Annotated in this window: 23 protein-coding genes; 5 read left to right on the forward strand and 18 right to left on the reverse strand. The window is 63.7% G+C overall.

The genetic code is table 11. The features are described from left to right. From FJ938_RS25475 to FJ938_RS25490, 4 genes are all read left to right on the forward strand, one after another. Window positions 1–519 (forward strand): enolase C-terminal domain-like protein (locus FJ938_RS25475; protein WP_281409108.1); only part of this gene is annotated, 519 nt, incomplete at its 5' end. A gap of 10 nt (window positions 520–529) precedes the next feature. Continuing rightward, window positions 530–859, forward strand: a complete 330-nt coding sequence (locus tag FJ938_RS25480; RefSeq protein WP_140698647.1) for an L-rhamnose mutarotase — start codon at window positions 530–532, stop codon at window positions 857–859. Continuing rightward, window positions 855–1,928 (forward strand): Gfo/Idh/MocA family oxidoreductase, encoded by a 1,074-nt coding sequence (locus tag FJ938_RS25485; protein ID WP_181169180.1) that lies wholly within the window; start codon window positions 855–857, stop codon window positions 1,926–1,928. Before FJ938_RS25480 ends, FJ938_RS25485 begins: the two co-directional genes overlap by 5 nt. 8 nt (window positions 1,929–1,936) lie before the next feature. Then, the gene (locus tag FJ938_RS25490; protein ID WP_140607435.1) at window positions 1,937–2,383 is read left to right on the forward strand and encodes a MaoC/PaaZ C-terminal domain-containing protein; all 447 of its coding nucleotides are present in this window, start codon (window positions 1,937–1,939) and stop codon (window positions 2,381–2,383) included. Window positions 2,384–2,393: 10 nt separating this feature from the next. On the opposite strand, the gene FJ938_RS25495 is transcribed toward FJ938_RS25490, so the two are convergent. The 10 genes from FJ938_RS25495 to FJ938_RS25540 form a co-directional block, all read right to left on the reverse strand. Continuing rightward, window positions 2,394–3,191 carry an ABC transporter permease subunit gene (locus FJ938_RS25495; RefSeq protein ID WP_140607436.1) on the reverse strand — a complete coding sequence of 266 codons (798 nt, stop codon included), beginning with the start codon at window positions 3,189–3,191 and terminating at the stop codon, window positions 2,394–2,396. A 2-nt stretch (window positions 3,192–3,193) separates the two neighbouring features. Beyond that, a complete protein-coding gene (locus FJ938_RS25500; RefSeq protein WP_140698652.1) occupies window positions 3,194–4,051 on the reverse strand; it encodes a 2-aminoethylphosphonate ABC transporter permease subunit in 858 nt (285 codons plus the stop codon). Continuing rightward, window positions 4,044–5,189, reverse strand: a complete 1,146-nt coding sequence (locus FJ938_RS25505) for an ATP-binding cassette domain-containing protein (RefSeq protein WP_140698655.1) — start codon at window positions 5,187–5,189, stop codon at window positions 4,044–4,046. Before FJ938_RS25505 ends, FJ938_RS25500 begins: the two co-directional genes overlap by 8 nt. Before the next feature lie 32 nt (window positions 5,190–5,221). Then, window positions 5,222–6,250 (reverse strand): 2-aminoethylphosphonate ABC transporter substrate-binding protein, encoded by a 1,029-nt coding sequence (locus FJ938_RS25510; RefSeq protein WP_140607439.1) that lies wholly within the window; start codon window positions 6,248–6,250, stop codon window positions 5,222–5,224. A 266-nt stretch (window positions 6,251–6,516) separates the two neighbouring features. Further along, on the reverse strand, window positions 6,517–7,527 hold the full coding sequence (locus FJ938_RS25515; protein WP_140698658.1) for an NAD(P)-dependent oxidoreductase: 1,011 nt from the start codon (window positions 7,525–7,527) through the stop codon (window positions 6,517–6,519). 2 nt (window positions 7,528–7,529) lie between these two features. After that, window positions 7,530–8,888: an aspartate aminotransferase family protein gene (locus tag FJ938_RS25520; RefSeq protein WP_140607441.1), complete on the reverse strand. Its 1,359-nt coding sequence runs from the start codon at window positions 8,886–8,888 to the stop codon at window positions 7,530–7,532. A 73-nt stretch (window positions 8,889–8,961) separates the two neighbouring features. Then, a complete protein-coding gene (gene phnY, locus FJ938_RS25525; protein ID WP_140607442.1) occupies window positions 8,962–10,419 on the reverse strand; it encodes a phosphonoacetaldehyde dehydrogenase in 1,458 nt (485 codons plus the stop codon). A gap of 265 nt (window positions 10,420–10,684) precedes the next feature. Then, on the reverse strand, window positions 10,685–11,941 hold the full coding sequence (phnA, locus tag FJ938_RS25530; protein WP_140698661.1) for a phosphonoacetate hydrolase: 1,257 nt from the start codon (window positions 11,939–11,941) through the stop codon (window positions 10,685–10,687). Between the two features lie 26 nt (window positions 11,942–11,967). Beyond that, window positions 11,968–13,167, reverse strand: a complete 1,200-nt coding sequence (locus tag FJ938_RS25535) for a 2-aminoethylphosphonate--pyruvate transaminase (RefSeq protein ID WP_140607445.1) — start codon at window positions 13,165–13,167, stop codon at window positions 11,968–11,970. A 124-nt stretch (window positions 13,168–13,291) separates the two neighbouring features. Further along, a complete protein-coding gene (locus FJ938_RS25540; RefSeq protein WP_140607446.1) occupies window positions 13,292–14,986 on the reverse strand; it encodes a Na/Pi cotransporter family protein in 1,695 nt (564 codons plus the stop codon). 155 nt (window positions 14,987–15,141) lie between these two features. Here FJ938_RS25540 and FJ938_RS25545 point away from each other — a divergent pair, with 155 nt between their 5' ends. After that, window positions 15,142–16,011, forward strand: a complete 870-nt coding sequence (locus FJ938_RS25545; protein ID WP_140607447.1) for a LysR substrate-binding domain-containing protein — start codon at window positions 15,142–15,144, stop codon at window positions 16,009–16,011. On the opposite strand, the gene FJ938_RS25550 is transcribed toward FJ938_RS25545, so the two are convergent. From FJ938_RS25550 to ehuD, 8 genes are all read right to left on the reverse strand, one after another. Beyond that, complete coding sequence (locus FJ938_RS25550) at window positions 16,008–18,485, reverse strand: FAD-dependent oxidoreductase (RefSeq protein WP_140698664.1); 2,478 nt, start codon at window positions 18,483–18,485, stop codon at window positions 16,008–16,010. The genes FJ938_RS25545 and FJ938_RS25550 overlap by 4 nt on opposite strands. A gap of 82 nt (window positions 18,486–18,567) precedes the next feature. Then, complete coding sequence (locus FJ938_RS25555) at window positions 18,568–19,353, reverse strand: DeoR/GlpR family DNA-binding transcription regulator (protein WP_140698667.1); 786 nt, start codon at window positions 19,351–19,353, stop codon at window positions 18,568–18,570. Between the two features lie 316 nt (window positions 19,354–19,669). Further along, complete coding sequence (gene doeB / locus FJ938_RS25565; protein ID WP_140698669.1) at window positions 19,670–20,671, reverse strand: N(2)-acetyl-L-2,4-diaminobutanoate deacetylase DoeB; 1,002 nt, start codon at window positions 20,669–20,671, stop codon at window positions 19,670–19,672. A 5-nt stretch (window positions 20,672–20,676) separates the two neighbouring features. Then, window positions 20,677–21,855, reverse strand: a complete 1,179-nt coding sequence (doeA, locus tag FJ938_RS25570; RefSeq protein ID WP_140698672.1) for an ectoine hydrolase DoeA — start codon at window positions 21,853–21,855, stop codon at window positions 20,677–20,679. 123 nt (window positions 21,856–21,978) lie between these two features. Next, window positions 21,979–22,971: an ectoine utilization protein EutC gene (gene eutC, locus FJ938_RS25575; RefSeq protein ID WP_140607452.1), complete on the reverse strand. Its 993-nt coding sequence runs from the start codon at window positions 22,969–22,971 to the stop codon at window positions 21,979–21,981. After that, window positions 22,968–23,963 (reverse strand): hydroxyectoine utilization dehydratase EutB, encoded by a 996-nt coding sequence (gene eutB, locus FJ938_RS25580; protein WP_140698675.1) that lies wholly within the window; start codon window positions 23,961–23,963, stop codon window positions 22,968–22,970. Before eutB ends, eutC begins: the two co-directional genes overlap by 4 nt. A 183-nt stretch (window positions 23,964–24,146) precedes the next feature. Further along, the gene (gene eutA, locus FJ938_RS25585; RefSeq protein WP_140613375.1) at window positions 24,147–24,923 is read right to left on the reverse strand and encodes an ectoine utilization protein EutA; all 777 of its coding nucleotides are present in this window, start codon (window positions 24,921–24,923) and stop codon (window positions 24,147–24,149) included. Between the two features lie 3 nt (window positions 24,924–24,926). Next, window positions 24,927–25,586: an ectoine/hydroxyectoine ABC transporter permease subunit EhuD gene (gene ehuD, locus FJ938_RS25590; protein ID WP_140698678.1), complete on the reverse strand. Its 660-nt coding sequence runs from the start codon at window positions 25,584–25,586 to the stop codon at window positions 24,927–24,929. Window positions 25,587–25,614 lie beyond the last annotated feature (28 nt).

Raw genomic sequence — 25,614 nt, forward strand, 5'->3', positions numbered from 1 at the left:
AATCAGGGGTTTTCCGTCGACGAGGCGATCCGGCGCGCGGCGAGGCTGCGCGAGCTTGACCTTGCCTGGATCGAGGAGCCGCTGCCCGCCGACGATATCGATGGCCATGTGCGGCTGTCGAACTCGACGCCGACGCCGATCGCCATCGGCGAGTCGCTCTACTCCATGCGCCATTTCCGCGAATACATGCAGAAAGGCGCCTGTTCTATCGTGCAGGTCGATGTCGGCCGTATCGGCGGCATCACGCCCTGGCTCAAGATCGCGCATGCGGCGGAAGCGTTCGACATTCCGGTCTGCCCGCATTTCCTGATGGAACTGCATGTCAGCCTGACCTGTGCTGTTCAGAACGGCCGATATGTCGAATACATTCCGCAACTCGACCAGTTGACCGGCAACCGCATGCGCATCGAGGATGGGCAGGCGCTTGCGCCAGACGAGCCTGGTATCGGCATCGACTGGGACTGGGACGCAGTAAAGGCCATGAGCATCGCCGAATTCACCACGGCGATCACGACATAGGGGAGCGGACATGCAGCGGATGGGAATGGTGCTCGGGCTGAAGCCCGAAAAGGTCGAGGAATATGTCCGCCTGCATGCCGCGGTCTGGCCTGACGTGCTGACCATGATCTCGGCCTGCAACATCAAGAATTACTCCATCTACCTCAAGCGGCCAGAGAACCTGCTGTTCAGCTACTTCGAATACCACGGCACCGACTACGCGGCCGACATGGCCAAGATGGCCGCCGACCCGAAGACGCAGGAATGGTGGGCGGTCTGCATGCCCTGTCAGGAGCCACTGGCGACGCGCAAGGCAGGCGAATGGTGGGCCTCCATGGACGAGGTCTTCCATCATGATTGAGGGCGGTTTCGACCCTGCCTCACTCGTCCAATCCTGGCCAAGACCATTGAACCCCCGGCCGATCGTCACCTTTGGTGCGGGGTCGATCGTCGGCGACGCGCATTTTCCAGCCTACAGGAAGGCCGGATTCCCGGTCGCCGGACTTTACGATCCAGACCAGGCCAAGGCGCAAACCCTGGCCGAGACATGGGGGGTGACGGCGTTCCGCTCGGTGGACGAAGCCGCAGCCGTCAAGGACGCGATCTTCGACCTGGCGACACCGCCGGGACGGCATGCCGAGATCCTGAAGGCTCTGCCCGACAGGGCGGTGGCGCTGATCCAGAAGCCGATGGGCAACTATCTCGGCGAGGCAACCGAAATCCTCGAAATCTGCCGCGCCAAGGACCTCAAGGCGGCGGTCAATTTCCAGTTGCGCTTCGCGCCGATGATGCTGGCGCTCAAGGATGCCATCGCCAAGGGCTGGCTCGGCGCGGTCGTCGACTTCGACGCCTGGCTGGCGCTGGCGACACCGTGGCAGCTATGGGAATTCCTGCTCAAGGCGCCGCGTGTCGAGATCGCCATGCATTCGATCCACTATCTCGACCTGATCCGGCAATTGCTCGGCGACCCCAAGGGAGTGCACGCCAAGACACTTGGCCATCCCAACCATGGAGTGGCGCAGACGCGGACCAGCGCCATTCTCGACTATGGCGACACGGTGCGCTGCGCGCTGTCGATCAACCACGACCACAAATTCGGCCGGCGGCATCAGGCCTGTGAGTTCCGCATCTGCGGCACCGAAGGTGCAGCCTATCTGAAGCTCGGCCTTAACCTCGATTATCCCACCGGCGAGCCGGATATTCTCGATATCTATCCGAAGGGCGGCACGGACTGGGTCGCGGTGCCACTGGCCGGCGAGTGGTTTCCCGACGCCTTCGTCGGGCGTATGGCCAATGTGCAGCGCTTTGCATCTGGTGAAGATGACACGCTGGTCAGTTCGGTCGAAGACGCCTGGAACACCATGGCGCTGGTGGAAGCCGCCTATAGATCAAGCGCGGCGCCAGCGACGCCAATCGCGGAAAGGCCGTAAAGCAGGATATGGAACAGATCACTTATTTCGAGGACTACGAGATCGGCTCTACGCGCCTCAGCACCGGCCGCACCATCACCGAGACTGACTTCGTCGTCCACGCCGGCCACACCGGCGATTTCTTCCCGCATCACATGGATGCCGAGTACATGAAGACGACGCCGTTCGGCCAGCGCATCGCGCATGGCACGCTGGTGTTTTCGGTCGGTATCGGGCTGACGGCTGGTGTCGTCAACCCCGTCGCCTTTTCCTATGGCTACGACCGGCTGCGTTTCATCAAGCCGGTGTTCATCGGCGACACGATCCGCACGCGCACCACGATCGCGGCCAAGCAGGACGACCCCAAGCGCCCGGATTCAGGCCGGGTGATCGAGCGCTGCGAAGTGATCAATCAGCGCGGCGAAGTGGTGCTGGCGGCCGACCACATTTACATCGTCGAGCGCAAGCCGGCCTGAGCCTCGGAATTTACGAGCCAGTGGCGCGCGCGGTGATGCGCTCGAGCCCAAGCAGCAGCACCAAGGTCGCCACCACCAGGATCATCGTCAGGGCCGCACCTGCAAATATATCGCCACGATCGGTGAGGCTGAAGATCGACACCGGCAGCGTCACCCAGCCCGGCGGATAGACCATGACGGTGGCGCCGAGTTCACCCATCGACAGCGCGAAGCTCAGGCCGAAAGCGGCGACCAGATAGGGGGCCAGCAAGGGCAGCGTGACATGCCAGAGCCGGTATGCGGGCCGCGCGCCGAGGCTTGACGCCACCTGTTCGAAATCGGGCGAAAGCCGTGCCAAACCGGCCGAGACGTTGCCGAAAGTGAAAGCCGAGATCAGCACGAAATGCGCGATCATCACGATCGCCACCGTGCCGTTGAGCAGAAGCGGCGGATGGCTGAACGCAACCAGCAGGCCAAGCCCGACGGATACCGAAGGCACCGCGCTGGGGATAAAGAACAACAGGCCAAGCGGCCGCTTCAAGGCATCGCCCTGAAGGCGAAGCGAAAGGGCCGCCCAGGTGCCGCTGACCAGCGCCAAGGCGCTGGCCAGGAAGCCGGTGATGAGGCTCGCCTTGACCGAATTCCAGGCCGCGCCCTTGACGACGTCGGCGTAGTGCTCCGTCGTCAAGCCATTGGGCAGCACGCCATTCCACTGGTCGGCAAGGCTGGACAAGAGGATGACCGCCAGCGGCGCCAGGAACAGCACACCGAAGATCAGCGCGAAGAGCACCCATAGAACAGCGCGACCGGAGCGCGACCAGACCAGCATGGCTAGACCCCCAACCGGCCGGCGGCGAAGCGGTAGAGGCCGAAAAGACCGAGCGACAGCGCAATGTTGATCACGGCGATGATGCAGGCGACCTGATAGGCCGATTCCTGGATCGCCTTGCCGTAGATCAGCAGCGGCAGCGTGATGACGCCCTTGGCGCCAATGAACAACACGATGCCGAATTCGTTGACGGTCAACAGCAGGCAGAGGCTGCCGCCGGCGATGAGCGCGGGCACCGCGGCCGGCAGGATGACCTGGCGCACGATGCGGAAAGGTCTCGCCCCAAGCACGCTTGCCGCTTCGATCTGGCCGCGGTCGACCAGGGAGAAGGCGGCGAGCAGCGGCCGCAGGATGAAGGGCGTGTAGACGGTGACTTCGGCCAGCACCACGCCCCAGGTCGAATAAAGGAAATCGACCGGCGGCAGCGGCAGCGAGAAGACCTCCATCAGCCCCGAATTGAGCATGCCGGCGGAGCCGTAAAGAAAGGTGAAGGCCAGCGTCACCAGGAAGGTTGGCAATGCGATGAAAGTGTCGATCAGTCGGGCGATGAAGCCGCTGCCGGGAAACGGCACGAAGGCCAGGATCAATGCCAGCACGAGCCCGACGATCAGGCATCCGGCCGTAGCGGCGACCGAGATCGTCACCGTGTTGATCAGCGCGTTGAGGAAGAAGCGCGAATGCAGGACACGGACGATCTCGGCGATGTTGGCGACACCGCTGTCGTCAAGGAAGGCCTGCCGGGCAATCAGCGCCAGCGGATAGAAGAACAGCAGCGCCAGCAGCGCCGCCGGCGGCACGATCCAGAATTTGCCGGGTTCTCTCCTGATCGCCGGCGCGCGGAGGGCGACAGCCTCAGACACCGGCGTCTTCCGGAAGCAGCGACGTGTCGGCAGGTGCGAAGAACAGCGGCACCCTTGCGCCGGGCTCCGGCAACGCCATGGGCAGTTTCGTTGCCGAGACGCGCACCGGCGTGCCCTCGACATCGAGCACGAGATGGGTCAGTTCGCCCTGCCAGTGCACTTCCCTGAGTGTGCCGACGATGCGATTGGTGTGCTCGCTGTCGGCCGTCAGGCTGAGATGCTGCGGTCTGATGCAGAGCAGGCTCTTGTCGCCGGCCTTCTCGTCACGACCGGCGCCGGTGAGCAGCGCATCGCCGTGCCTTGCCGTGGCAAAACCCTTCGGCCCGACAGGCTCGGCAACGGTCACCGGCAGAAGGTTGGCGCGGCCGAGGAATTCGGCGGTAAAACGGTTTGGTGGACGGCGGTAGAGTTCCGTCGTCGGTCCGTGCGAACAGACCCTGCCGTCGCGCATGATGGCGATCTTGTCGGCAAGGGTCAGCGCCTCGGTCTGGTCATGGGTGACGTAGAGGATCGTCAGGCCCGGCAGGCTGCGGTGTAGGCGGGCGATCTCCTCGACCATGTTGCGGCGGATCTGCGCGTCGAGCGCCGAGAGCGGTTCGTCGAGCAGGAGCACGCGCGGTCGCACCGCCAGGGCCCGTGCAATCGCGACACGCTGCTGCTGGCCGCCCGAAAGCTCGCGCGGATAGCGCCTGGCAAAGGCAGACATGCCTACCGTGCCGAGTGCATCCTCGACCCGTTCGGCGATCAGCGCCTTGTCGGCGCCTTGTGCCCTGAGGCCGAAGGCAACGTTGTCCTCGACCCGCATATGCGGAAACAGCGCGTAATTCTGAACCACCATGCCGAGACCACGCTGATAAGGCGGCAGATCGGTGACGTCGGTGGCGCCGATGCGGATGCGGCCGCTTGCAGGCCGCACGAAACCGGCCACGGCCCGCAAGGCAGTTGTCTTGCCTGAGCCGGAAGGGCCGATCATTGCCAGGATCTCGCCCGGTGCGATGTCCAGGGTCAGCGGATGCAGCACGACATGCGCGCCATAAGCGACGCTGACCCTGTCGAAGTGGACGTTGGAACCGGCGCCGCGAACCTTCGCGGCGTCGATATCCATGACACTGGTACCCGTGAAGGCGACGGCCGACATGGCGTTGTTCTCCCGACTGGTTCCCTTGGGGATCAACTTCCGGTCGCTTCGTTCCACTTCTTGACGTAGTCGGGAAGCTTGGCCAGCGCGTCATCCCAGTTCGGCGACCAGATGGTCAGGCCCTTCATCGCCTCCTGCAACTTGGCGAAATTGGCGTCGGACGGCTTCACGTCCTTGCGGGCGGGCATACCGATGGCAATCGAGCTTACGGTGGACTGGGCTTCCTTGGATAGCAGGAAGTCGATCAGCTTCTTGCCGTTGTCGGCGTTCGGCGCACCGGTGACCAGGCCGATTTCATAGGGCAGCGCGAAGGTGGAGCGAGTGCCGTCCGGACCAGCGGGCCAGAACACCTTGATGTTGGGATTGTCGGCCATCTGCGACATGTTCATCTGCAAATCGCCATTGGCGACATGCAATTCACCCTTGTTGACCAGTGCGGTCAGCTTGCCGGTCGAGGCGGACGGGCCGACATTGTTGTCCTGCAGTTTCTTCATGAAGGCGAAGCCCGCATCCTCGCCGCCGAAGGCGTGAATGATCTGCAGCATGACGGCGGTGCCGTCGCCGGCCTGGCCAGGAGTCGAATACTGGATCTTGCCCTTGAACTTCGGATCGAGCAGGTCGTTGTAGCTCTTCGGCGCTTCCGATAGCACGGCGCTGTTGTAGATGAAGTTCATGTAGTTGTTGACCAGCGGCCGGTACTTGTCGGTGCCGCCGTCGATCTGGGATGCGGCCTCAGGCTTGTAATCCTGCAGCAGGCCGTCTGCGGCCGCGCGCTGGATGAAGGGGGGCAAGGTCACCAGAACGTCGGCCTGCGGGTTCGACTTCTCCTTGGCGACGCGCTCGACGACGCCGCCCGAACCTGCCTCGATATACTGCACGGTGATGCCGGTGGCCTTGGTGAAGGCGGCGAATTCGGTCTCGTACCAGCTGCCGTTGCCGTCATGCAGGCCATCGGCGGAATAGATGGTGACGACGCCGTCGGCGAGTGCCGGTCCGACGAGAGCGGCCGACGCGAGCAATGCGGCAAAGGCCGCGACCATGGTTGCGTTTCGTGATTTCATGACCAGTTCCCCTTTATGATTGAAGGCACATTCTGCGATGCACTAGGACCAATCGGCTCGGCCTCTGACGGACGTTGAGCCGATTGGATGTCGTCGTTGTGACAACTCTGAGGATTGGTGATCGATAAGTAAAATCTATTTATTTTATGACAGGCAAACTTCCTCTGATATTTGTCATAGAACTGTCGCATCCATGTCGTGGACGCATTTCAGGGTCGCGGAACCGGCCCGAGGCAGGGGTCCTGAAAGTTAAAAGGTGATGGAAATCAGGAGAATAAAACGCCTGCCGTCTGCGCCCGCAGACGAGGATCGAACGAGCGGATGGTCACCGGACGTCCGTCGAGGATTTCGAAGCAGCGGGCGAGCGTATCCTGTTCAAGCCGGCGCATCGCTTCCGCCGTGAAAAATGTGAGATGCGGAAAGAGGATCACATTGTCGCGACCGAACAATGCGCTCATCGGATGGCCGGACTTCGCCAGAGGCTCGACCGAATAGACGTCGAGCCCGGCGCCGGCTATGCGCCCGGCGAGGATCGCCTCGACGAGTGCCGCCTCATCGATCAGCGCGCCGCGAGAAACGTTGACGATGACGGCGGAAGGTTTCATGCAAGCGAGTTCGGCCTTGCCGATCAGGCCACGTGTCTTGTCGTTCAGCACACAATGGATGGAAACGAAGTCGCAGGCCTGTAGCATGGTGTGGAGATCGTCGGCCTTCTCGATGCCGGCAGCGTGCATCGTCGCTGCATCGACACCGGGATCGAAACCAAGAACCCGTGCGTGAAACCCTTGCCCGGCCATGCGCGCCATGCTGCGGCCGATCTTGCCGCAGCCGACTAGGCCCAGCGTGGCGCCGGAAATATCGCGCCCAAGCCAACGCTGCCCGGCCCAGACCCAGCCATCGCGCGACACCGCCGCCGTAATGGCCGGCAGCCGCTTGGCCAGCGCGATCATCAGCGCGAAGGCGCCTTCGGCGACGGTTTCCTCGGCATATTCGGGCACGTTGACGACCGGGATGCCGCGCCGCATCGCGGCCGGAATGTCGATGGCGTCGATGCCGACGCCATATTTGACGATGCCCTTCAATCTGGGAGCTGCCTCGATCACCGCAGCGGTGATCGGCGTGTAGCACATGAGCAGGAGGTCGGCGTCGGCGACCGCGCTGATGAGATCGGCTTCGGGAATGCCGTCCGGCAGCGTCACCAGTTCGACGCCCCTCGCCCGCAAGCCGGCGTCGATGCCGGGGCATTCGAGTTCCTGATCGGTGCGCACGGCCTTCATGGTCAGGCCGCCAGCACCGCGGCCTCGACGACATCCAGCGCGCGATCGAGATCGGCTTTCGAGATGACCAGCGGCGGCGAGAGCGTCAGCACATTGCCCTGGCTGATTTTGAAGCTCAGCCCTTGCTCCAGGCACGTGTAGAAGACGCGTTCCGCAAGTTCACGTGCCGGCTGGCGCGTGGCTCGGTCCTGGACGAGTTCGACGCCGCCCATCAGCCCCCTGCCCCTGACGTCGCCGACATGAGGCGAGCGCGCCATCAGATCCTGCATGCGTCCGAGCATGTGCCGACCGAGTTCGGCCGAGCGCTCGACTAGCCCTTCTTCCAGGATAATGTCGATTGTCGTCAGCGCGGCGCGCGTCGTCACCGGGTTCTTCTCGTGGGTATAGTGGCCAATGGCAAAGCCGCCCGTGACATCGAGGTCGCGGCGGGCAATGACGGCGGCGATCGGCAAGATGCCGCCGCCGAGCGATTTGCCGAGAACGACGATGTCGGGCGTCACGCCATCATGGTCGTGGGCGAAGAATTTTCCCGTCTTGCCGAGCCCGGTCGGGATCTCGTCGAAGATCAGCAGCGTGCCGTGCCGGTCGCAGGCCTCGCGCACCCGCTTCCAGAAACCAGGCGGCGGCGGGTTTGGCGTCGCCCGCATCGGCTCGGCGACGACCGCCGCCACGTCCTGCTCGCGGCCGAGCACGTAGGCGATCATATTGGCGCAAGCGAGCCCGGATGCTTCCAGTGAATCGTGGCCGTAGGGGCAGCGATAGCCGTCCCAGGGCGCGACATGCTCGGTGCCGGTCATCATCGGGCCGGCGATATGGGAACGGAAGGTCGCCTCGCCGCCGACGCTGGCGGCGCCGAAGCCAGCGCCATGGAAGGCGTCCCAGAACGACACCGTCTTGAAGCGGCCAGTCGCGGCACGCGCGATCTTCAGCGCCACCTCGATTGCATCCGAGCCGCCCGTGGTGAACAGCACCTTGCCGAGGTCGCCGGGTGCAAGTGCCGCCAATTTCTCGGCCAGTTCGACCGCGGGCTCGCAAGTGAAGCGGCGCGGCGCAAAGCAGAGCTCGTCGAGCTGCTTCTTGATTGCCGCCACCAGCCTTGGATGGCCGTAACCAAGGTGATGCACGCTGTTGCCGTGGAAATCCATCAAGCGCCGGCCGGCGATGTCCTCGATCCAGATGCCTTCCGCCTTGGCGATCGTCGACAGGCAGGGACTGGACAGGCTCTGGTGCATGAAAGCGGCCGCGTCGCGGTCGAGCAGGCCGCGGATACGCGGATCATCCTGGCCGGCGTCCCAGCGGCCGCGCGCCGCCGTGGTGTTGGAATCGCCCTCGGTATGCACAAGCTCAGATATTGGGGCCATAACCCTCTCCGAAACGCGAATGAGGGAGCGCGAAACGCCCCCTCGATTTGTCCTGCCAGCCAGTGTGGTCCGGTCAGGACCAGGGCAGCGAAAACGTCTTTACATTGGTATAGCTCTTCATCGCCTCGATGACGCCTTCCTTGTAGCCATTGCCCGAATCCTTGATACCGCCAAATGGCGACATCTCGATGCGGTAACCCGGCACTTCCCAGATGTTGACCGTGCCGACCTGCAGGCCGGCGATGTACCTCTGCATGCGGGGAAAGGAATTGGTGCAGACGCCCGACGACAGGCCGAAGGCGGTTGAGTTGGACAACGCGATCAGCGCCTCGTCATCGTCCGGCGCGCGCACGATGGGGATGATCGGCCCGAAGGTCTCTTCCATCACCAGTTCGGATGTGTGCGGCACACGATCGACGACGATCGGCGGCAGCAGCGCACCCTGGCGGCCGGGGTTGTAGAGGATTTCCGCGCCCTGCTCGGCGGCCATGTGAACGCGGGCTTCGAACAAAGCCGCCGCCTTCTCGTGCACAACGGTGCCGAGATCGGTCGCGCGATCCATCGGATCGCCGAAGCGGATCTTCTTCGCTCGCTCCAGCACCATCGGCACGAAACGGTCAGCGACGCTTTCCTGGACGAGGATGCGCTTGACCGCCGTGCAGCGCTGGCCGGAGTTCTTGGTTGCACCCGCGACGGCGAGATCGGCGGCCTTGGCCAGATCGTCGTCGGAGAGATCGTTGAGGATGATCAGGGGATCGTTGCCGCCGAGTTCCAGCACCTGGCGCTTGTAGCCGGCGGTGCGGGCGATCATCTTGCCGACCGGCACACCGCCAGTAAATGTGATCAGGTCGATGTTCTCGTTGGTGATCATTTCGTTGCCGATGTCGGCCGGCCAGCCGGTCACCACCGAGAGCATTTCCGGCGGCAGGCCGGCTTCGTAGAGGATGTCGGCGAGCAGCAGCGCCGTCATCGGCGTCAGTTCGGTCGGTTTCACCACCACGCAATTGTTGGTGGCGATCGCCGGTGCCACCTTGTGCGAGACCATGTTGAGCGGATGGTTGAACGGCGTGATCGCCGAGATCGCCTTCAGCGGCTCACGCGTCGTGAATATCTTGCGTGCCTTGCCATGCGGTGTGAGATCGCAGGAGAAGATCTGGCCGTCGTCCTGGATGCACATCTGCGCCGACAGCGTGAACACGTCATAGGCGCGGCCGACTTCATAGAGCGAGTCGGTCTTGGAGATGCCGAGTTCCAGCGTGATGAGATCGGAGATTTCCTCCTTGCGCGATGCCAGCGCTTCGGCGGTACGGAACAGGATCTGCTGGCGCTCGTAACGCGTCAGTTTCGATTTGTAGCCAGCCGCGATTTCGAAGGCCTGGCGGGCGTGTTCGGCGCCACCGGCCGGCACAGTGCCGATGACAGTGTCGTTCCAGGGATAGCGCACCTCGACGACGCTGTCGGCATCGACCTTCTTGCCGGCAATGCGCATCGGCTCGTGGCGAACTTTGATGGCAGGGTCAAGTTTGGTCATGTGAGTGTTCCTGGTGCTCAGTGAGCTACATTGATCTTTATCGGCTAGGCCATCGCGTCTCTGCAACGGCTTCCCCCCCTTCGTCGCCGCTTCGCGGCGCCGCCTCTCCCCCCTCCGGAGGGAGAGGAAGGGAGCCAAGGCTGACGAGCCCGCGCGCCCTTCCTCTCCCCCGTCGATCGGGGGAGAGGTGGCCCGGAGGCCGGAGTGGGGGTCGACCAGTGCCATCATGGATGGCGACACACCCAACCGGCGCCCAACTCACCCGTCACGCCAAAGCCGCTGCCATGGTAGCGTAGTAGAAGGCGTCGAAATTGCGCAAGGTTGGCTCATTCGGCAGGTCCGGCAGCACGCGGTTGACGATGAACGGCACTTCCTGCTCGGTCAGCCCGCCATGCGAGCGCAGCGGTTCGTTGAGGGCCGCGAGATCATGCCGGTGTTCGCTGGTGCCAATGGTCTTGTTCTCGGTCGAGATCAGCACGATGTCGCCGATGCGGTCGGCCGGCAGTTCGAAACGTTCGCAGGCCGTCGGGCTGTCGACGACCAGCATGATGCCGTCGACCTTGGCCAGACGCGCCATGATGTCGGCCTGGTCCGCGCCATCAGGCAGATAGGCGGTGGCGAAGGAGCCGAGCGCGCCGTGGTGCACGACATAGGGATCAGTGATCGGCAGGATCACGCGGGCGGCGTCCTTTCCCAGCCATTCGTCGAGCAGGTCCTGGACATAGACGACGTCGGGCGAGCCGTCCGCCTTGTGCTTGGGCTTCATGCCATGGTCGGCGGTGACGACGATCGCCGCGCCCAGCGCATCGAGTTCGGTCAGGTACTTGTCGAACATCTCGTAGAAGGCGTTGGCCTGTGGCACGCCGGGCGCATATTTGTGCTGCACGTAGTCGGTGGTGGTCAGGTACATGATGTCAGGGCGGAATTCCTTCAGCAGTTGGACGCCTGCGGCGAAGACGAATTCCGACAGCTCAGCTGAATAGACTTCCGGCACCGGGAGGCCGAAGTGCTTCGAGGCGTTGTCGATGCCGTGCTCGGCCTTGGTGGTGGTGTCGGACTTTTCCGCCGAGAAGCACAGCGCACGGCCTTCGTCGAAAGCCAGCCCCTTGCCGAGCAGCGCGCGCAATTTGTCCTTGGCGGTCACCACGGCAACCTTGGCGCCGGCGTCGTAGAAGGCCTGGAAGATGGTCGGCGCGCGCAGGAAGCGCGGGTCGTTCATCATCACTTCCTTGCCGGTCTCACGCTCGTAGAGATAGTTGCCGCAGATGCCATGCACCGACGGCGGCCGGCCGGTGGCGATCGAGAGATTGTTGGGGTTGGTGAAGCTCGGGATGACCGAGTGCGCCATGAGCACCGTGCCCTTCTGCTTGATCCTGACCAAAGCCGGCATCAGCCCGGCATGAATAGCCTCGTCGAGATAGGCCGGCTCGCAGCCATCGAGACAAATGGCGATGGCGGGCACGCGCGGCCAGGCGTAGGTGCGGCCGTTGACGGCGACGTTAACGGGAGACATCTGGTTCATCGAAAATCCCTTGAAATCCTGCCGCTTCAGGCGGCGAGTTTGGCACGCTCGGCGATTGCCGCGGCGGGTGGAGCGGCGGTGTCGACGCCCATTTCCTTCAGTGACTCCGCCGCTGCCTCGACGACGCGGCGCATGACATGTTCGTCCATCTGGCCGATGCAGCCGACGCGGAAGGAATCCACGACCGTCAGCTTACCCGGATAGATGATGAAGCCCTTGTCCTTCATCAGCTCGTAGAAGCGATCAAAGGCGAAGTTGGCATGGGCCGGATTGAAGAAGGTGACAATGATCGGCGACAGCCAACGGTCTTTCAGCAAGGTCTCGAAACCGAGTTCGCGCATGCCGGCCACCATGACGTCGCGGTTCCTGGTGTAGCGGGCGCCACGGCCAACGACGCCGCCTTCGGCTTCGTGCTGGCGGAGCGCCTCGAGGAAGGCGGCAACGACATGCGTCGGCGGCGTGTAGCGCCATTGGCCGGTCTTGTTCATATGCGCCCATTGCGCGTGGACGTCGAGCGACAGCGAGTGGCTGCGGCCCTTGGCGGCCTCGAGTTCGCTTTTGCGGGCGATGATGAAGCCGAAGCCTGGCACACCCTCGATGCATTTGTTGGCGGAGGAAACCATCGCCTCGTAGCGGATCTCGTTGACGTCGAGCGCGACCGCGCCGAAGGCGCTCATGGAATCGACCAGCAGCTTGCGGCCCTTGGCTTGGACGGCCTCGGCAATCTCGGCGACCGGATTGAGGATGCCCGAGCTGGTTTCGCAATGGATGGCGATGACATGCGTGATGGCGGGGTCGGCTTCAAGGGCTGCCGCTACCTCGTCGCCGCGCGGCGGCAGATAGTCGCCCTTGTCGATCAGCGTATAGGCACGACCGAGATACTGCATGGTCTGCGCGGCGCGCAGGCCGTAGGCGCCGTTGGCCAGCACCAGAACCTTGCCATCTTTCGGCACGAACGAGCCCAGCATCGCCTCGACGCAGAAGGAGCCGCTGCCCTGCATCGGCACGCAATCGAATTCGCCTTTCGCGTCACCGGTCAGCGCCAGCAGGCGGCGGCGCATGTCTGATGTCATGGCGCGGAAGTCGCCGTCCCACGATCCCCAGTCGCGCAGCATGGCCTGCTTGACCGAATAGGCCGTGGTGAGCGGGCCCGGGGTCAAGAGATAGGGCTCGCCCAGCGCCGGCATGGCCAGCGGCTCCGCGGCAAATTTCGTCTCGGCGAGCATGGGTGTCCTCCGACAGGTCGCTGCTTTTTGATGCGGCCTTACTCTCGGCCGGAATGACATATTTGTAAAATCGTTATTTTGTATCGAAGTATCGATTTCCACGATGGTAGAATTGCCATCTCTGTCAGGCCGGCACGGGCGCCATTGCGTCCGCGGCGCCCGTGGCCAGCCGGCTTTCAAGCAGATCGCCGCTTTGCGTCAGCAGGGGATAGGCGACCGACGCCATCAGCGAGTTGATTTCCTTCAGCGCCCTGACCGCCTCCAGATGAATGTCGCTGGTGTCGATGCTCTGCGGCATTCCCGATTGCAGGCGCTTGAGGTGACGATCATGGCTCATGCGTTCCAGCTTGCGCATACGCTCCTTCTCGACCACGAGTTGCCGCGCCGAATCGAGGTCGCCCGATACCAACACGTTGAGCGCAAGCTGCATGTTGGCCATGACACGGCTGTGAAGCCCGCCCAGTTCGCCCCAGCCGTCGCGTGAAAAGCGCAGATTCTTGTCCCGCAATTCCCCGGCAAGCACGAGCAGGTTCTTGGCGACGATATCGCCGGCCCGTTCGAGATTGATGGCGAAATCGGTGAGTTCGATGCCGCGGCGGGCCTCGGCCGCGGTCATGCTGCCGCGGTTGACCTCGGCAATGTAGAGCTTGATGTCGGTGTGGGCGCGGTTGACCTCGTCATCGAGCTTGCGCGCCTGACGGATCTGATCGGCAGTGCCGGCGTCGAAGAAATCCATCACCGGACCCAGCATCACCTCGACGACTTCACCCATGCGCAGCAACTCGCGGGTCGCGCTGGCCAGCGCAAGACGGGGTGTCCGCATGACGCTGCGATCGAGCGCGCTGGCGCGACGCGACATCAGATCAGTACTGTCCTTTGCCGGCGGCTTGTCGGCGACCAGCAAGGTCACCAGCCTTTCCACCAGGCCAGCGAAGGGCAGGCAGCAGATGACCAGAGCCAGATTGAAGGCGAGATGCAGGTTGACCAGTTGCCGGCCTTCTGTCGCACCGAAAAGATGTGTCGGGAACGCCATTTCCTGAAGGGCGAACAGGGCGGCGAGCGCGGCCGTGCCGCGGAAGATCAGATTGCCAAGGGGGATGCGGCGCGCCTCGACGGGCTCGCCGCGCGTCAGCCACACCGCGATCAGCGCACCGCCGCAATTGGCGCCGAGGATGAAGAACAGACCGACCTCGACAGGCAAGACGCCTTGCGCGGCGAGCGTGACGAACAGCAGGATCGCCGCCACGCTGGAATGGATCAGCCACGTGAACAGGGCGGCGGCGGCAAAGGCCGTGAAATAGTCCGCGCGCAAATAGGAAATCACCAAGGGCAGCAGCGTGCTCTGGCGCATCGGCGCGGTCGCCTCGCCGATCATGTGCAGCGACAACAGAACGAACGCTATGCCCATCAGGATGCGCCCACCTTGCTTGATGCCGCGCGCCTCGAACTTCAGGAACATCGCGCCGCCGATCAGGATCAGCGCGGGTACGAGCCAGCTCAAGTCGAACGAGAGCACCTGCACGACCAAGGCGGAGCCAAGATCGGCGCCAAGCAGGATTGCCAGCCCGGCCGAAACCGAAACCATACCGCTTGCGGCAAAGCCAGCTGCCAGCATGGCGACGGCCGTGGAACTTTGCAGCAGGACGGCAAGCACGGTGCCGACCCCCGCCGATTTGATCCGCGCACCGCGAGCCTGTCTCAGTGCATCGCGCAATGCAGGCCCGCAGGCCCGCTCGACGCCGGTGCGCACCATGCGCACGGCCCAGAGCAGCAGCATGACGGCACCCGCCAGATGCAGCAGGATGAGGGAAAATTGCATGGCTACGCCTCCGGAATGTCCGTGGCCGGCAGAGACGTCGACCTTTACTCAGGCTAAGTTTGACCGAACATAAGTCAAATCGTTCATTTCTATCTTTTAGTTAATCTGGCTTATGGTAAGATATCCACTCTTCCTGACCTCGAACGGCGGAAAAGATGCGCTACGTCCAGTTGCGGGCCTTTCATCAAGTGGCGATCTCGGGCGGCTTTTCGCGAGCGGCCGAAGCGCTGTTCCTGACCCAGCCGGCCATTTCCGACCAGGTGCGCAAGCTCGAGGAAGAATATGATGTCCTGCTGTTCAATCGGAACAAGAAGCAGGTCACGCTGACCCATTCGGGCCAGAAGCTGCTCGAGATAACCCACCGCATGTTCGACACCGAACAGCAGGCACTGGAACTGCTCACCGAATCGCGCGCGCTGCGTTCCGGCACGCTGCGCATCGTCGCGGACGCCGCACATCACCTGCTTCATATCCTCGGCAGCTTCCGGGCCCGTTATCCCGGCGTCCAGGTGTCGGTGCGCGCCGGCAACACCGAGACGGTCATCAGCAGCCTCTACAGCTATGATGCCGACATCGGCGTGCTGGGCGAGGTGCCGGCCGGGCGAGACTTCGAAGTGCTGAAGCTCAACTCGACGCCGATCATCGCCTTCACCTCCATCGACCACCCGCTGTCCGGCAAGAAATCGCTGACCCTCAAGCAGCTCGCGCAGGAATCGCTGGTCATGCGCGAGCGCGGCTCGAAGACCCGCCAGAAGCTCGAAGACCTCGCTGCTGCCTCGAAGGTCGAACTGAGGCCGGTGATCGAGGCCGAGGGCCGCGAGGCCGTCCGCGAGATCGTCGCCTCGGGCGCCGGCATCGGCTTTGTCTCGGCGGCCGAATTCGGCCAGGATTCGCGGCTCGTCCCGATCACCATCGACGCTCCCGAAACCTTGATGGACGAAGCGCTGATCTGCCTGCGCGAGCGCAGCGGCGGCAAGCTGGTGCGCGCCTTTCTCGACATGGCGCGCTCGATGTCGGCGGATTAAGCGGCGGCGCGAACCTCAACCCTATCCGCCTTCACCCGCTCTGATTTCGGATCGTAGGGGCTGCGCAGGTGCGCCGTTGCCGTATGGCGAACGCCAGCGAGGTCGATTTCGAAACGGCCACCGCTGAGGAATTGGGCGTCGACGCCGGTTTCGTTTTCGACCAGCCCGAGCGCGACCGAGCGGCCCAGCGTGTGGCCATAGGCCGCCGAGCGAACCTCGCCGACCGGCTTGCCGTCACGCAGGATCAGCTCACCGCCCCACAGCATCGGCTCGGCATCGTCGAGCGTGAACAGCACGATGCGCTTGGCCGGTGCCGCCGCAGACCTTGCCTCGACCAGCGCGTCGCGGCCGATGAAGCCGCCCGGCTTGTCGATAGCGACGGCAAAGCCAAGCCCGGCCTGCCAAGGGTTGATATCCGGCGTCAATTCCCTGCCCCAGGCGCGAAAACCCTTTTCGATGCGCAAGGCATCGAGCGCGTAGTAGCCGGCGTCAGCCAAGCCGAATTCACCCCCTGCCTCATGCAGCGCCTCGTAGACGCCAACGGCGAATTCTGTCGGCACGATCAATTCCCAGCCGAGTTCACCGACATAGGTCATGCGGTTGGCATGGGCGGTGGCATGGCCGATATCGATCTCGCGGATGGCGGCGAAGGGAAAGCTCGCGTTGGAGAGATCGGCCGAGGACAGTTTGCCGAGAAGATCGCGCGAGTGTGGTCCCATCACGGCCAGCACGGCATAGGCCGAGGTGACGTCGGTCAGGATCGCATGGGCGTCGGCCGGAATGTTCCTGACGATCCAGTCAGCGTCGTGGACCGCTTGCGCGGATCCTGTGACGATGAGGAATTTCTCCGCACCAAGCCGCATCACCGTGAGATCGCTTTCATAGCCGCCACGCGCGTTGAGCACACCCGTGTAGACCGACGTCCATATAGGTACGTCGACATTGCCGGCGCAGATCCGGTTCAGCGCCGCACATGCGTCGCGGCCCTGGATAAGCAGTTTCGCGAAAGACGTCTGGTCGAAGATGGCGACGGCCTCGCGTGTTGCCTTCATCTCGCGGCGGACCGCCTCATGCCAATTCTGGCGGCCGAAGGCGTAATCGTTCTCGGCCTTCTCTCCTGGAGCAGCGAACCAGTTGGCGCGCTCCCAGCCCATCTTGGAGCCGAAGCAGGCGCCCTTCGCGGTCAGCCGGTCATAGAGCGGTGAGCGGCGGAAGGGCCGCGCGGTGTCGAGTTCCCTGTTCGGCCACGGCATGGCGTAGTGCAGGCCGAGCGTCTCCTTGACCCGGTCATGCAGCCAGCGCGGGTTGTTGTTGAACGCGGCGAAGCGCCTGATGTCGACCGGCCACAGATCCATGGTCGGTGCGCTGTTGACGATCCATTCGGCCAGTGCCCTGCCCGCGCCGCCGGCGCTGGCGATGCCCATCGAATTGAAGCCGGCGCCGACATAGAAATTCTTCAGTTCCGGCGCCTCGCCAAGGATGAAATTGTTGTCCGGCGTGAAGCTTTCGGGACCGTTGTAGAATTTCTTGACCTCGGCATGCGCCAGCTGCGGCACGCGGACCAGCGCGTTTTCCATCAGGATCTCGAACTGGTCCCAATCGTCGGGCAGCAGCGCGAATTCGAAATTTTCGGGGATGCCGTTCATGCCCCAGGGCTTGGCATGCGGCTCGAAACCTCCCATGACCAGGCCGCCGACCTCTTCCTTGAAATAGATGAAGCCGTCGGGATCGCGCATGACAGGCAGGTCAGGATGCATACCCTCGATCCTGCCGGTGACGATATACATGTGCTCGGCCGAATGCAGCGGTACCGAGACGCCGCACATCAGTCCGACCTTGCGCGCCCACTGGCCGGCGCAGTTGACGACGATCTCGGCGGCGATGTTGCCACGGTCCGTCTCGACGCCGCAGGCGATGCCGTTCCTGACGCTGATGCCTGAGACCTTGACCCGCTCGAGGATTTTCGCGCCGCGGTTGCGCGCACCCTTGGCCAGCGACTGCGTCAGATCAGTCGGGTTGGCCTTGCCGTCGCCTGGCAGCCAGACGGCACCGACCAGATCGTCCGTCGCCATGACAGGCCACAGATCGCCGGCCTCCCTGGGCGAGATGACGTCGATCTCCACGCCCTGAGCACGCGCCGATGCTGCCGTGCGCTTCAGCACCGTCATGCGATCAGCGGTGCGCGCAACAGACAGCGAGCCGCAATTCTTCCAGCCGGTGGCAAGGCCGGTTTCGGCCTCCAGTTCGCTGTAAAGCTGGGTGGAGTATCTGATCAGGCTCGTCATGTTGGAGTGGCTGCGCAACTGACCGACAAGACCGGCGGCATGCCAGGTGGTGCCGCCGCTGAGTTGTCCCTGCTCGAGCACGACAACATCGGTCCAGCCGAGTTTTGTCAGATGATAGGCGACCGAGCAGCCAATGATGCCGCCGCCGACGATGACAACGCGAGCGTGGATGGGAAATTCATTTGCCATGAGCGTTCCGCCATTGGAGGGATGGCCGGGATACTAACATAGCAATGCCAAATATCAACTCAACATCTCACAAATTATCACATCAAGTAACGATGAGTTCTGGCCCCTTTTGCGAAAGCGCTTCCGCAAGCGCTGGTTCGGGATTGGCGTCGACGATCACGCCGGCGGCCCGTTCGAAATTCGGAATCCTGAGCGGTGTCAGCTTGCCGAACTTGCTGCTGTCGAGCACGAAATAGGCCTTGCCGGCGAGCGCGATCATACGGCCGCGCTGCTCGGCGCCGGCACGGGTGAAGTCCGTCACGTCGCCTTCCGGCGACAGGGCACCACCACCGAGAAAGGCGATGTCGACGCGAAAGCGGGCCATTGCATCAAGCGTATCGATGCCGGAAGCCGCCTCCTCGCCCGGATCGATCTCGCCGCCCAGCATATGCACGCGCATGCCCGGCACATGGCACAGATGCAGCGCTATCTTCAGGCTGGCCGTGCAGATGGTGAGATCGCGCAGTTCGGTCATGGCATGCGCGACGGCCAAGGTGGTGGTGCCGGAATCGAGAAAGACCACCATGCCATCCCTGACCAGACCGGCGGCAGCCCTGCCGATCGCCGCCTTGCCATGGGCATTTTCCTGGCTGCGCAGGCTCATCGCCGGTTCGCTCGGTTCGAAGCGAGCGGCACCGCCATGCACGATGCCGAGCCTGCCCTGCTCCGAAAGCAGCTTCAGATCGCGGCGGATGGTTTCGCGCGAGACCTCGAAGAACCCGGCCAGTTCGGCAACGCTGACCGAACCCTGGGCGCTTAGCCGCCGCAGGATTTCGTCATGGCGGCGCGGGGCAAGGGCGCGCACCGGCAGGCGGCTGACGGGGGACATGGCGATCCTCTTGTCGAGCATTGACGTTGCAATATGTGGCAGTGAACTCGCATAGACGCAACCGCGCCCGACGTGGCCGGTATCGATCGGCACTCTATTTGTCTGTCGAGGCTAGGGCTTCCGCGACAAGCCACCGCCCTCTCTCGCGTTCACGAGCATCTCGCTCCCTTCGCGCAGGTACTGCCGCAGAACGCTCGCGGCTTTCCTGCCGTCACGCTCGCGGCAGGCGGCCAGCAGTTCGCGATGCTCCATCTGCGAGCCGGTCGCATCGGGCTCGCTCCGCTCGGGCCAGAGCCGAGCACACAAGCGCTCGTGCTCAGCCTACCTTCACGGCCATCACCGCGGCGCAGTCACCCGCTTTGACCAGCCCGGGAAAATGCCGCGCCGCCAGCAAGCCAGACATTTTTGCCCGGATTTCCTGTGGGGCAATGCCGGTGCGGCCAACGGAATGGATGCGCGCCAGCACCGCGCCTTCCTCGACGGGTTCGCCGAGATCGACCATGGTTTCGATCATGCCGTCGTCCTCGGCGAAGGCGAAGCAATCGCCCGAGGGCATGTCGAGCCACTGTGTTCTGGTCTTCTCCACCGCGCCAGCAACAATGCCTGCATGGCGAAGCACATTGAGGATGCCGCGCCGCGCGATGCGCACGGTTTCGGCACGCGATGTCCCCCCGCCGCCAAGTTCGGTGGTGACGAAGACCTTGCCCATGTCCTCGGCCGCGGTGTCGTACATGCCGACCGCATCGATCTCGGTCATGCGCATCGAGAAAGGTGCAGAGAAGGCTTCGACCGCGGCGAAGGCCTTTTCTTCCTGCACCTTGTCCGGCAGCGTGTGCGCGGCGCAGAAAGGCACGAAATCCAGGGTCCTGCCGCCCGAATGGAAGTCGAAGACGATGTCGGCGCGGGGAAGCAGCTCGCGTTGAAAATAGTCGGCGATCTTCTCGGTCACGGTGCCATCGGGCCGGCCGGGGAAGCTGCGGTTCATGTTGCCCTTGTCAATTGGCGACGTGCGCGTGCCAGCCCGAAAGGCCGGATAGTTCATCGCCGGCACGATGATCACCGTGCCGGAGACGTCCTTGGGGTCGAGTGTGCGGGCGAGTTCGTAGAGCGCCAGCGGGCCCTCATACTCGTCGCCATGGTTGCCACCGGTCAGCAGCGCCGCCGGTCCCTTGCCGTTGCGGATGACGCAGATCGGGATCATCACCGAGCCCCAGGCCGAATCGTCGCGGCTGTAGGGCAGGCGCAGGAAACCATGCTGGACGCCGTCACGATCGAAATCGACGGTCGGCGCGATAGGCGACGGACGGAGGCTGGACATTGGGTTCAATTCTTCACCACCAGCTTGCGCGGCACATTGGCCAGGCATTCCACACCCGTTTCGGTGATCAGGATGGATTCGGTGATCTCAAGACCCATCGTCTCCAGCCACAGGCCGGTCATGAAATGGAAAGTCATGCCGGGCTTGAGTTCGGTGCGGTCGCCGGGGCGCAGGCTCATCGTGCGCTCGCCCCAATCCGGCGGATAGGACAGACCGATCGAGTAGCCGGTGCGGTTGTCCTTGATGATGCCGTACTTCTTCAAGACGGCGAAGAAGGCATTGGCGATGTCCTCGCATGTGTTGCCGGGTTTTGCCGCCGCCAAGCCCGCGTCCATACCTTCAAGCGTCGCCTTCTCGGCCTCGAGGAATTCCTGTGTCGGCTTGCCGAGGAAGACGGTGCGCGACAGCGGACAGTGGTACCTGTTGTAGCAGCCAGCAATCTCGAAGAAGGTCCCCTCGCCGCGCTTCATCGGCTTGTCGTCCCAGGTCAGGTGTGGCGCTGAAGCGTCCACACCTGACGGCAGCAGCGGGACGATCGCGGGATAATCGCCACCGATGCCGTCGACGCCGCGCGTACCGGCATCATAGATCTCGGCGACGAGATCGTTCTTGCGCATGCCGACTTCAATCTTGTCGACGATGCGCCGGTGCATCGCCTCGACGATGCGGGCGGCCTTGCGCATGTAGTCGATCTCGGTCGGGCTCTTCAGCGCGCGCTGCCAGTTGACCAGGGCCGTGGCATCGACGAAGCGGGCGTTGGGCAGATGCTTCTGCAAGGCGGCGAACGCAGCGGCGGAGAACCAGTAATTGTCCATCTCGACGCCGATGGTCAGCTTGCCCCAGCCGCGATCGGTCAGCACGCTGGACAGGAAGTCCATGGGGTGGCGCTCGGTCGACTGCACATAGTGGTCGGCATAGCCGACGATGTTGTCATGCGCGAGATAGGCGGTGCGCTTGGCGCCATTGGCGTCCTGGCCACGGCCGTACCAGACCGGCTCGCCCGATGGCGGCACGATGACCGCCTGGTGCACGTAGAACGACCAGCCGTCGTAACCGGTCAGCCAGGCCATGTTGGAGGGATCGCTGACGATCAGGAGATCGACACCCTTGGCTTCCATGGCTTTGCGCGTCTTGGCGAGGCGATCCGCATATTCGCCGCGCGAAAATTTCAGGTTTGGCTGCATTTTTTTGGGTCCTCGTTTGTTGGGCTGGAGCCTGTTCAACTTCGCTGAATCCGGCTCGTCGTCTGGTTCTTCTTTGCGCGTGAAAGCCGGTTCCCACTTTTCCGGATCACGCTTTGGCCGGCATCAGCTTTCAAAAATGGTTCCGGATTTCGCGGCCAGCGCCCGGTCGCGGGCGAGCGTGGCAATCGCCGTATCCTGCACGCCGGTGCCGGTGAGATCGGCAATGGTGATGTCGCTGGCCGAGCGCCGTCCGTGTCTCTCGCCAGCGATGATCTGGCCCAATTCGGCCACCTCGTCCTCGGCGGCCATGATTCCTGCGGCGATGGCATGATGCAGTTCGCCCAGCCGCCGTGTCTGGCGAGCACTGTCGGCGACGTAGAGATCAGCCATGCGCAGGATCGCAGGGGCGATCTCGTTCTTGTGTTCGGCGTCCGAGCCCATGGCGGTGATGTGCTGGCCGGCAGAGATGAAGCCGGCCTTGATCAGAGGCTCGGTTGACGGCGTCGTGGTGACGATGATGTCGGCCCCAACTACGGCCTCCGCGGCACTAGGTTCGGCGCGCACGGCGATGCCGAGCTTCTCACGCAGGGCGCCCGCAGTCAGCTCAGCCTTGGCGGCATCGCGCGCCCAGATGCGTGCCTCTGTGATTGGCCGCACGAGGCGGAGCGCTTCGAGCTGCAATCCGGCTTGCACGCCGGCGCCGAAGATCGCGGCGACGGACGAATCCGGCCGCGATAGATGCTTGGCCGCGACCGCGCCCGCGGCGGCGGTGCGGATATCGGTGAGATAGCCATTGTCGAGGAGCAGCGCCTCGACCAGACCTGTCTTTGCCGACAAAAGCACCATCATGCCATTGACGCTGGGCAGGCCGAGTTTCGGATTGTCGAAGAATCCGGGACTGATCTTGATGGCGAAGCCGTCGACGCCAGGCACATAGGCGGTCTTCACATCGACCTCGCCGTGATGTTCAGGGATGTCGAGCCGCAGGATCGGCGGCATCGCCACCGGCAAAGTGGCTAGCGCGCGAAAAGCATTCTCGACGCAGGCGACGGCATCAAGATCGAGCGTCACGATCTTACGCAGTTCCGCTTCGGTCAGGATTGTCATCCGGTTCATGCGGCGCGCTCCGCAAATGAGGGCTTCTCTCCGCAAACGATCTTCTTGTGCAGTTCCATATCGATGTTGCGCCCCGAAAGCAGAACCACCATCGGTCCGCTCGCGCTGACCTTACCGGCGAGCAGTGCCGCGATGCCGACGGCGCCGGCGCCTTCGACGATCTCGCGCTCCTGCTCATAGGCATGGCGGATGCCGGCGGCGATTTCCTCCTCGGAAAGCAGGACGATATCGTCGAGCAGGTCGCGGCACATGGCGAAGGTCAGTTGGTTGTCGAGGCCGATGCCGCCGCCGAGCGAGTCCGCCAGCGTCGGCAACTCCTCGACCAGCACGGGCCGGCCGGCATCGAGGCTCGCCTTCATCGCAGCACCCCGCGCCATCGACACGCCGACGACCCTGGTCCCGGGGCTGACGCCCTTGATCGCCGCCGCTACGCCCGAGGCGAGCCCACCGCCCGACAGTTGCACCAGCACCAGTGCGGCGTCGGGAACCTGCTCAATCATCTCCAGTCCGAGGGTACCCTGGCCGGCAATGATGGCTGGATGGTCGAAGGGCGGCAGCATGACGAGGCCCTCCTCCGCCACCAGCCGCTCGACCTCCTGCTGCGCGTCGTCCTGGCTGGTGCCGACGATACGGATCTCGGCCCCGAGCCGGCGGATGGCATCAAGCTTGTTCTGAGGCACCAGCCGCGACATGCAGATCACCGCGCGCGTTCCCTCGAGTTTCGCCGCATGGGCAAGCGCTCGGCCGTGGTTGCCGGTGGAGGCCGCGACCACGCCACGTGCCTTCTCCCGCATGCTCAGCGAAGCGACAGCGTTCGAGGCGCCACGCAGTTTGAAGCTGCCGGTGATCTGGCGATGTTCGAGCTTGAGGTGAACGGGAATACCCAACCGTTCCGACAGAGCTTCGGACAGCACGGTTGGCGTTCGTTCGATCTTGCCGGCGATACGTTCGCGGGCGGCTCGGATGTCCGAAAGGTCGATGGCGCGCGTCATCGGGCGACCCCCTCTGGCCTGCCGGCCATCTCCCCCTCAAGGGGGGAGATCGGCAGCTCATGCGGCACCGCCGTTTCTATAGCATCCACAAGCAGCCAAAGCGCAGCGGCAGGGAATCTCCCCCCTCGAGGGGGAGGTGGCCAGCAGGTCAGAGGGAGACGCTCTTGCACGCAGAACATAATCTTACCGTCCCAGCGACAACGTCATCAGACGGCCGAACTCCGGATGTGGCGTCTCGTCCCCGCACAACCGTAAACAATTCCATGCCGTCGCCTGGTTGCTGGTCACCACTGGACGGCCGATCGCCTCTTCCATACTGGCGACCGCGAGCGCGCTCCGCAGCGCCGTGCAGGACACAAACAAGGCTTCGGCCTGTGGATGGGTCGCCTGGCGCGCGAGGTCGACAAGGGCTGCCGGCGGAATGCGTGCCATCTCGCGGTCATCCTCGAAACCCAGGCAGGTGAAGCTGGCGATATCGAAACCGCGTTCGGCGAAATAGGTTGCCATCGGCCTGGAAGTTTCAACCGTGTAGGGGGTGAGAATGCTGATCCGGCGCACGCCGAAGGCGTTCAGCCCGCGCACGCCGGCCATGGGCGGGGTTACGACGGGAATGCCGGGCTTGGCCGCCTGGATCGCCGCCTCGATCTCGGCATCGCCGATCACCACCGATGCCGAAGTGCAGGAGTAGCAGATGGCGTCGAGCGGCTCGTCGGGCAGGATCAAGGCCGCGCCCGCCGTCAGCGCCGGCTGCATCTTGCGAAGGTTCCGAGGCGTCGTCGGATTGGCATAGGGAATGCGCGCGACATAGACGCCGATCCGTTCGCTCGCCACCATGCGGCGAAAGTCCGGCTCGGTCGTGTGGTCGGTGGCCAGGATGATCAGGCCGACACGCTTCGCCAGCGGGCGGTCATCGAGCGCCGGCCGGTCGGGGTGGACCTTGATCTCGGGCAAGGGCTTCATACGTTATCTCTCGATCTTGCCGTAACGGCCTTCCAGCCAGCGCAACAGCACGACAGAACAGAGGCTGATGGCGAGGAAGAAGGCGCCCACCAACGTGATCGGCTCCAGGTAGCGATAATAGGTGTTCGCGACGCTTTTGGCCTGGTTCATCAGTTCCAGCACGGTGATTGCCGACAGCAGCGGCGTCTCCTTGAACATGGCGATGAAATAGTTGGCCAGCGCCGGGATCATCGGCGGAATGGCTTGCGGGATAATGATGTGGGACCAGGTCTGCCTGGCGCTGAGGTTGCACGCCTTGGCGGCCTCCCACTGGCCGCGCGGGACATTGTCGATGCCGGCGCGATAGACCTCCGCCGTATAGGTGCCGTAGTGCAGCCCGAGCCCGATGACACCGGCGACCAACGGCGGCAGAAGAATGCCGACGTCTGGCAGCACGTAGAAGATGAAATAGAGCTGCACCAGCAGCGGCGTGCCACGGACGAATTCGGCCGCCCAACCGACGGAGCGCGACACCGCCTTGTTGGGCGAGCGGCGCGCCAGCGCGATGCCAAGACCGACGATCGCCGCCAGCACCGAGCCGAGCAGCGTCGCCAGGATGGTGATCTTCACCCCCTGGATCAGCGTCGGCAGTATCTGCCGGACAAAATCCCAATCCCAATCCATCAGCGAACCTTGGCCATCAGCGAGTTCC

Source organism: Mesorhizobium sp. B2-4-14 (genome assembly GCF_006442155.1).
Lineage (GTDB): Bacteria > Pseudomonadota > Alphaproteobacteria > Rhizobiales > Rhizobiaceae > Mesorhizobium.